1 protein-coding gene is annotated in these 500 nt (G+C 69.2%); it reads left to right on the forward strand.

What is annotated here, in order from left to right; translation table 11 throughout:
* On the forward strand, nt 1-500 hold a 500-nt coding region (locus RCG67_RS17600; RefSeq protein ID WP_368828122.1), incomplete at both ends, for a thiamine pyrophosphate-binding protein.

A 500-nucleotide genomic window follows, 5' to 3' on the forward strand; every position in this document is an offset into this window, starting at 1 on the left:
TACCTGGACGTCCTGGACGGGCTCTACGACTCCCCCATCGACACTGTGGTGTGCCGTCAGGAGGGTGGCGCCGCGTACATGGCGGAAGCGGACGGGAAGATGAACGACGTCCCGGGCGTGGCCATGGTGACCCGTGGTCCCGGCGCAGCCAACGCGCACGTGGGCCTGCACACCGCGTGGCAGGACTCCACGCCCATGGTGTTGTTCGTGGGACTCATCCCGTTCGAGCACCGTGAGAAGGAAGCGTTCCAGGAGTTCGACCCGCATCAGTGGTTCGCCTCCGGGGCCAAGCGCGTGATGGTCCTGGACCACGCGGAGCGGGCCTCCGAGTACGTGGCCGAGGCCATGTTCGCCGCGCGTTCCGGGCGTCCGGGGCCCGTGGTGGTGGGCCTGCCCGAGGACATCATCACCCGGCCAATCGAACCCACGGTGCACCCGGAGATCCCGGTGGCCGGCGGCGGGATGACCGTGGAGGACTGGAAGGCCCTCGAGTCCGCGCT

Source organism: Kocuria cellulosilytica (genome assembly GCF_040981245.1).
GTDB classification, from domain to species: domain Bacteria; phylum Actinomycetota; class Actinomycetes; order Actinomycetales; family Micrococcaceae; genus Kocuria; species Kocuria cellulosilytica.